The organism is Cyclobacterium sp., from assembly GCF_014762705.1.
Taxonomy (GTDB): domain Bacteria; phylum Bacteroidota; class Bacteroidia; order Cytophagales; family Cyclobacteriaceae; genus Cyclobacterium.
This window is the reverse complement of record NZ_JABURL010000100.1, coordinates 1-6,986: the sequence shown is the minus strand read 5'-3', so window position 1 is coordinate 6,986 and position 6,986 is coordinate 1. Positions and strand designations below refer to the sequence as shown.

The 6,986-nt window shown below is 45.9% G+C and carries 6 protein-coding genes; 4 read left to right on the top strand and 2 right to left on the bottom strand.

What is annotated here, in order from left to right; all coding sequences use genetic code 11:
* Positions 1 to 747: 747 nt before the first annotated feature.
* Both HUJ21_RS19885 and fabG read right to left on the bottom strand, forming a co-directional pair.
* On the bottom strand, positions 748 to 1,671 hold the full coding sequence (locus tag HUJ21_RS19885) for an RraA family protein (RefSeq protein WP_291372278.1): 924 nt from the start codon (positions 1,669 to 1,671) through the stop codon (positions 748 to 750).
* Positions 1,672 to 1,697: 26 nt separating this feature from the next.
* Positions 1,698 to 2,444 carry a 3-oxoacyl-[acyl-carrier-protein] reductase gene (gene fabG, locus HUJ21_RS19880; protein WP_291372277.1) on the bottom strand — a complete coding sequence of 249 codons (747 nt, stop codon included), beginning with the start codon at positions 2,442 to 2,444 and terminating at the stop codon, positions 1,698 to 1,700.
* A 219-nt stretch (positions 2,445 to 2,663) separates the two neighbouring features.
* Here fabG and lpdA point away from each other — a divergent pair, with 219 nt between their 5' ends.
* The 4 genes from lpdA (at position 2,664) to HUJ21_RS19860 (ending at position 6,898) form a co-directional block, all read left to right on the top strand.
* Positions 2,664 to 4,061, top strand: coding sequence for a dihydrolipoyl dehydrogenase (lpdA, locus tag HUJ21_RS19875; RefSeq protein WP_291372275.1), 1,398 nt, complete (start codon positions 2,664 to 2,666; stop codon positions 4,059 to 4,061).
* 57 nt (positions 4,062 to 4,118) lie between these two features.
* Positions 4,119 to 4,652, top strand: coding sequence for a sigma-70 family RNA polymerase sigma factor (locus tag HUJ21_RS19870; RefSeq protein ID WP_291372273.1), 534 nt, complete (start codon positions 4,119 to 4,121; stop codon positions 4,650 to 4,652).
* Positions 4,652 to 5,491 (top strand): anti-sigma factor, encoded by an 840-nt coding sequence (locus HUJ21_RS19865; protein WP_291372272.1) that lies wholly within the window; start codon positions 4,652 to 4,654, stop codon positions 5,489 to 5,491. Before HUJ21_RS19870 ends, HUJ21_RS19865 begins: the two co-directional genes overlap by 1 nt.
* Positions 5,492 to 6,445: 954 nt before the next feature.
* Positions 6,446 to 6,898, top strand: a complete 453-nt coding sequence (locus HUJ21_RS19860) for a DUF2721 domain-containing protein (protein WP_291372271.1) — start codon at positions 6,446 to 6,448, stop codon at positions 6,896 to 6,898.
* The last annotated feature ends 88 nt before the right edge of the window (positions 6,899 to 6,986 follow it).

The window sequence follows — 6,986 nt, the reverse complement described above, 5'->3', positions numbered from 1 at the left end:
CCGTAGGCACGGCCAATCTTTTTTCAGGAAAGCCGGTATCTAATTCCGAGTTGTGTTTTCGTCCCTACCCAAAGCTCCGTAGGAGCGGCTGATTTAGTAACCATGGGGTTCAGCCCATGGACCAGGACCAGCCAAGTTATCTAAAGTGCCGTAGGCACGGCCAATCTTTTTTCAGGAAAGCCGTTGTCCAATTCCGAGTTGTGTTTTCGTCCCTACCCAAAGCTCCGTAGGAGCGGCCGATTTAGTAACCATGGGGTTTAGTCCATGGACTAGGATCCAACCATGCTATCAAAAGTGCCGTAGGCACGGCCGATTTCCCATCGGAGAAGCTGCTACCAGGCACTGATAATGCCGGTAACCAGGGTTGCAGATCCGGGTAACCCGGCTCTGCGAAATTTACCATTCCGTGGTACAGATAAAAGGGGATTTGTAATCCCAGGACGGACACGAAATAATCCCCCTAAATCCCCCTTAGTAAGGGGGAGTTGTTCTGTCTGGGCTTTTTGTTTTCTTTTCCGATTTACGGTTCTACGATTAGCTGTATCATTATACCCTTAACCACCACAGTCCGAACCCCACAAGTTATATTGCCTAACATTCCACTTGATCCTTCCAAAACCATCCGAACCCATTAACCCTTAACCACTCCGGTTCTATCCAGAACAAGGTTTGTTGCCAAAATCAAGCCTGAAAACCATTATCCCATTTCGATCCATTTTAACCCTTGACATTCACTCAGGCTAAAAATCATGGCTTATTGGGGTCCTCGGGCAAGCCATGCTTTTTGAAAAAGGTAGCCGGATCTTCCGGAACTTCCACCGTTTCATCATATGCCCTGCCTGTTTTTTCAAACAGCTCCCGTCTTCCCTTGATATCATCTACCAATTCCATATAGGCAATCTGTCCAACCCGGACCGCCACTCTGCGCGGGACCACCACCACACCGTCGGAATCGGCCACAATCACATCTCCCGGATAGACCGTGCAACCACCAACCACTACGGGTCTTTGTACGTCGATGACCTCATTTCTTCCAATCCGTTCTCCACGGCCTCTTTTGGAATAGTCGGTATATACCGGGTTTTTTTGCCTGATGACTTCATCTATGTCCCTGACCCCACCGGCAGAAACCAGTCCCACGGCTCCTTTTTCCTGCCAGTCCATGATGTTTTTGGAGCCTGTGGAACCCGTGTCGTTGTCATCCCTGTTGTCCATCACCACTACCGTCCCTTTTTTGATAAACTCTCCAAAAGGCTCTGCAGACAATTGGGAATACCACATGCCCCGCCACTGCCGGTATACCTCGTAATTTTCAGGTTGGGTAAGGTCCGCTCCGGGATGCATGGGCCGGTTGGTAGGCCCATACCGGACGGTTACGGCAATTCCGGAAAAACGGTGTTCCATGGTTTCCACATCCCGCCACAATGGAGCGATGCTGGGGTCCATAACCCCCACATCCATATACCCTACTGTAACCAGGCCATCTACCACATCCGTTACGCGGGCTCCCTTATACAGTTCCAACAAAACATCATCTGAAACAGCTGCTTCCTCCTGGGCAGCAACGGGCTTGACCATTCCAATGAAAAGCAGGAAAAACAGGCCGAAAAAGCAATTATTACAGCTTTTCCGGCCAATGCGGTACGTTTTTTTTGGCAGTTTTTCAAACATATATTTTGGGTTTTAATGAAAGGTCATCAGGTCAGCATGGCACCATTTACCTGCAGGGTCTGCCCGGAAATATAGCTGCTCATGTCAGATCCCAGGAAAACACAGGCATCAGCCACTTCCTCGGGTTTCCCGCCCCTTTTCATGGGGATACCATCCCTCCATCCCTGTACGGTCTTTTCGTCCAGTACGGCCGTCATTTCTGTTTCAATAAAGCCTGGTGCGATGGCATTGCAGCGGATGTTGCGGGAGCCCAGTTCAAGGGCCACGGATTTGGTAAAGCCAATGATCCCGGCTTTGGAAGCAGCATAATTGGATTGCCCTGCATTGCCTTTAATGCCCACCACAGAAGTGATATTGATGATGGACCCGGCTTTGGCCTTCATCATGGTACGTGTCGCCGCCTTCACGGTGTTGAAGCAAGACTTCAGGTTTACGTTGATGACCTCGTCCCAATGTTCCTCCGTCATGCGCATGAGCAGGTTGTCTCTGGTGATGCCGGCATTATTGACCAAGATATCCAATCCTCCCAGTTCAGCTACCACATCACCGATCAATTGCTCGGCGGCTTTAAAATCGGAGGCATCTGAGCGAAATCCTTTGGCTTTGATACCAAAGGCAGCCAGTTCCTTTTCTAGTGCTTCTCCTTTTTCCACGCTCGACAAAAAAGTAAAAGCCACATCAGCTCCTTCCTGTGCAAACCTCAGGGCAATTGCCCTGCCTATACCTTTGGAAGCCCCTGTTACCAAGGCTCTTTTACCTGTAAGTAATCCCATATTGAAAATTTTTATTGTTTTTTCCTGGTCAAAAATAAGTATTTATTCCAAAACATAGGGTATGCAATTTAATTTTGTGCTTGATCCTTATTTGGGAATTTATTCAAGGGCTGGAGATTCATTGGGTTAATATCCGATTTGAATATCAAAACCAAATTTTTTTCTGAGCATTATTATTATAAATTTGCATAGCAAAAAAGTAATCAAAAATATAAAAATATGTCTTCAACAAAATTTGATGTCATTGTTCTGGGCACTGGTCCAGGTGGTTATGTGGCTGCAATCAGGGCCTCTCAGCTTGGATTGAAAGTGGCCGTGGTCGAAGCGGAAGAACTGGGCGGCATATGCCTCAACTGGGGCTGTATTCCTACGAAAGCCCTGATCAAGAGCGCTCAGGTATTCGAATACATCAGCCACGCAGATGATTATGGTATCTCTGTAAGCAAAGCCAACGTCAATTTTGACGACATGATCAAAAGAAGCCGCGATGTGGCCAATGGCATGAGCAAGGGCGTTCAATTTTTGATGAAAAAAAATAAAATCGAACAGCTGCTGGGCTGGGGAAAAGTAAAGCCCGGAAAAAAGATAGAAGTAGAAGACAAGGACGGTAAGAAAACCGAATACAGTGCAGACCATATTATCATCGCCACAGGAGGAAGGTCCAAAGAACTACCCGCACTAAAAATAGACAACAAAAAGATCGTGGGTTACAGAAAAGCCATGACCCTCGACAAAATGCCCAAGAAAATGGTGGTGGTAGGTTCAGGAGCCATAGGCGTAGAATTTGCCTATGTATATAGCTCCATAGGCGTGGAAGTTACCATCGTGGAGTTTCTGGACCGCATTGTGCCCAATGAAGACCAGGAGGTATCTAAAGCCCTGGAAAAAATATACAAAAAGAAAGGCATTAAAATCATGACCAGTGCCGAGGTGACCCAGGTGGATACCAAAGGTGCCGGTTGCAAGGTAACTGTAAAAACCAAGGAGGGAGAAGAAAAAATCGACTGCGATGTGGTGCTTTCTGCCGTAGGGGTAGTCTCCAACGTAGAAAACTGTGGGCTTGAGGATGTAGGGATTTTGGTAGACAAGGGAAAGATCAAGGTAGACGAATATTACAATACCAACATGCCCGGTTACTATGCCATCGGAGATGTGGTGGCGGGACCTGCCCTGGCACATGTGGCCTCGGCTGAAGGAATCATCTGTGTAGAAAAGATTGCCGGTGAGAATCCTGAGCCTCTCGACTACAACAACATCCCGGGTTGTACCTATTGTATTCCTGAAATTTCTTCGGTGGGATATACCGAGGCACAGGCTAAAGAAGCAGGTTACGAACTGAAAGTTGGCAAATTTCCCTTTTCTGCTTCCGGAAAGGCCTCCGCAGCAGGAGCCAAGGATGGTTTTGTGAAATTGATCTTTGATGCCAAGTATGGAGAATTGCTGGGTGCCCACATGATCGGTTACAATGTTACTGAAATGATTGCCGAAATCGTTGCCATCCGCAAGCTGGAAACTACCGGTCACGAGTTGATCAAAACCGTGCATCCCCATCCTACCATGTCAGAGGCGGTGATGGAAGCGGCTGCAGCAGCTTATGATGAAGTGATTCACCTTTGAGATGACAGGTAGGGTTATCCTGAAATTATAAACCTCATTTATTGACCAACAGGTTTTTTGGAAGAACAAGCATTGATACAAGGGCTTAGGGCCAGAAACAGACAAGTCCAGGAATATTTGTACGAGAAATATTCCCGGGCCTTGTTTGGTGTGATCAGCCGGATCATTTATGATTCGGACCTGGCCGAGGAAGTATTCCACGATGCTTTTGTAAAAATCAGCCAGAAGATCGACAGTTATGATCCTTCCAAGGGACGCCTGTATACCTGGATGGCCAATATTTGCAGGAATGCCGCAATCGATAAAACACGCTCCAAAGAATTTTCCAAAAGCAGTAAGACCAATACCATAGATGATTACGTATATGGCATGGAGAGCGAGTCCGGCACAGCAGCAGCTGTTGATGGAATCGGTGTCAGAGAGTTGATGGAGGAACTGAACGAGGAGCAGCGGTTTGTCATGGAATGCATCTATTTTAAGGGCTACACACATACAGAAGTAGCCGAAAATTATGGCATTCCACTGGGAACGGTGAAGTCCAGGGTCAGATCTGCGATCACGGTGTTGAAAAAGAAAGCTGATATAATCTAGTGGATATCCAAACCTACATATCGTCCGGTAAATTGGAGCTTTTCGTTTTGGGAGACCTCAACGAAACTGAGCAGCAGGAAGTCCTGTCCATGGCCAAAAAATATCCTGAAATTCAGGAAGAGATTAAAGCCATTGAAGCGGCCATGTTTGCTTTTGACCAGGCATCAGGTAAAAAACCTTCCGATGCGGTGAAAAGCAAGATTTTTGCCAGTTTGGATGCAGCGGCTGATGAGACTGCAGACGAAGTACCTCCCTCCGGGCAGGCGAAGCCTGTAGAGAAGGAAGTGAAGTTGTATCCGGGCATCAATCCCTGGAAACCCTTTGCGGTAGCCGCCTCACTGGCAGCCGTGTTGGCCATTGGGGTAGCAGGTTATTTTGCCTACCGCTATTTTGATGCCGAAGAAAGGTACGCCATTGCCCTGCAGCAAAATGCCATTTTGGCAGAGGATGTTCAAAGCAATCAGGTAAAGCTCAATGAGCTGGATAAAAGCATGGAAAAACTGCTTGCCGGTAATTTCGAAAGGGTCCCCATGAAAGGAGAGGGCCTGCCGATGCAGGAAGATGCTTTGGTAGATGTCTTCTGGGATAGGGAAAGCCGGGAAGTATTGCTTTCTGTTAACCAGCTTGCCGATCTGGACGAAAACAGCGACTATCAGCTATGGGCCATTGGAGCAGACGGTCCGGTAGGTATCGGTCTGGTAAATGCAGCGGATAAACTGAATCTTCAGTCCATGCAGGAAGCCGGAGATGCCCAGGCCTTCGCCATTACCATTGAGCCCAAAGGAGGCAGCGAAAGCCCAACTCTGGAAAAACTGGTGGTTCTGGGAGAGATATCCTGATAGGAAATTGGGCAGTTCTGCCCTTATTCCACTGTACTTTTTCATCAAAGCCTGTCCCAAGCAGCGCAGCGAATCGGGAGAAAAAGTACAATAGAAACAAGCTAAAATACCATAAATAGCCTTTAACTCGCCATTATCCATTAAACAAAGAGAAGTTTATATTCCCATATAATGCAAAAAACCTATCGTCATCCCGATTGCTGCGTTTTTTAAAATGTTAGTTCTACCGATGACGTAATTAAAACTGTTATCTTAAAATATAACCCCTGAAAAAATTTGAATAAACGAAGAATGATATTTAATTACGCAATGAGCGTTGGCCCGACAAAAAACCGGGGTGCGTAGGGGGTTTGCGGGGTGAAGGATTTTTTTGTCTTGATTTTTTGGTACTTTTTGATCAAGCAAAAAGTACAGAGAATGAAAGGGAAAATAGCTGATTTTAAGCCATAATCCTGGTAATACGACCAAATCTATATTTTCAAATATTGCAAAAAACTCCATCGTCATCCCGATTGCTGCGTTTTTTTAAAAGTTATTTTTCGCTGTGACAGTAGAGCCCGGCATCGGTAAAGATTTAAAAAATGTAACAATTTACGAATTGATATTTATGTTAGCCCCCCTGACTCTGGTCAGGGCAGGCTTTACCCTCCGCCGGAGGGATTTTGGTTGCGATCAATTTGGAAACCTAGGCTTAACTTTTCCAAAGTTCTAAACTTTGGAAAAGTTTGGAGTTACATCGTCAGATTTTTTCGGGCCAAGTCACTTTTCATAGTTCAATAAGGTTTTTCGATTAATTTACAAATACTGAGATGGGGATTTTATTTTTTAGGCATGGCCATTTTATCCGAGAGAAAGTTCTTATTCAGAGATAAAATTGATCCCTGTACCCCTTCCGACCTTGATGGGGTTTTGGAATTGTTTTAACTTGCTGGCAAAATCTTTCTTTAACCATTCATGGAACTACAACTATCCACTCCTGCCTTGCTTTTTTCAGCCATTACCCTGCTGATGCTGGCTTATACCAACCGTTTTCTGGCCATGGCCAATTTGATAAGGGGGCTCCATAAAAAATACCTGGAAAGCACCCGGCAGGAAAAGGCCATCATCGGACAGATAAAAAATCTCCGTAAACGCCTCCATATGATCAAAAACATGCAGATCTTTGGGGTACTTAGCTTTTTGCTCTGTGTGATTTGCATGTTTCTCCTCTATCAGGAATTTATCACTGCAGCCAACTGGGTTTTTATGGGCAGCATGCTATGCCTGCTGATTTCATTGGGCATTTCACTGGTGGAATTACAAATCTCCAACAATGCCCTGAACATAGAACTTTCAGACATGGAGGATGTGCTGAGCAAGCAGCAAGGCAGCCTGGATCAATTGTTTCATAAAAAAGAAGAAGATTAATGCATAATGAAGAACTGGTCATAGACCTTCGCAGTAATACCCCTTACCCTGCCTACCCGGGAAATGAAAGAAGCCATGATGATGGCCA

Bases quoted from the DNA above. Each gene is read 5' to 3' on its own strand.
- HUJ21_RS19860 (WP_291372271.1), top strand. From the start codon at position 6,446: ATGGAACTACAACTATCCACTCCTGCCTTGCTTTTTTCAGCCATTACC.
- lpdA (WP_291372275.1), top strand. From the start codon at position 2,664: ATGTCTTCAACAAAATTTGATGTCATTGTTCTGGGCACTGGTCCAGGT.
- fabG (WP_291372277.1), bottom strand. From the start codon at position 2,444: ATGGGATTACTTACAGGTAAAAGAGCCTTGGTAACAGGGGCTTCCAAA.
- HUJ21_RS19885 (WP_291372278.1), bottom strand. From the start codon at position 1,671: ATGTTTGAAAAACTGCCAAAAAAAACGTACCGCATTGGCCGGAAAAGC.